Below are 444 nucleotides of genomic sequence, written 5' to 3'. Positions count from 1 at the left end.
ACCAAAAGCACCTTGTGGCAACTGGCTGCGCTGGTTTCAGGTGTAGATGTCCGGCATATTTCCGAGGAGAGAAAGACGGAGCTGGGCGAGGCCTTGAAAAACCATCCGCCTGTTGCCGTTTTCCCTTCGCAAAACGATATGGAAACCTTTATGCGGCTGGCGATAGAACAGGCCAGACAATCGGCGGCCTTGGGCGAGATACCAGTTGGCGCGCTCATCGTATATCAAGGTAAGGCAATCGCAGCGGCACACAATACCTGCATTGGCGACCACAATGTCAGCCACCACGCCGAAATTAATGCGCTTGCCGCCGCAGGTAAGGCCTTGCAAAACTATCGCTTGGCAGACTGCGACGTGTATATCACATTAGAGCCTTGCTCCATGTGCGCATCTGCCTTGATACAGGCGCGGGTCGGGCGCGTGATTTATGGTGCGACCGAAGCC

At 55.2% G+C, this 444-nt stretch carries 1 protein-coding gene; it reads left to right on the top strand.

The window, feature by feature from the left end:
• Positions 1 to 444, top strand: a 444-nt coding sequence (locus tag ACTHUM_RS19790; RefSeq protein ID WP_440403981.1) for a nucleoside deaminase, incomplete at both ends; no start/stop codon positions are given.

The organism is Neisseria sp. P0021.S006 (assembly GCF_051956895.1).
This window is presented reverse-complemented; position numbering and strand designations above follow the sequence as displayed.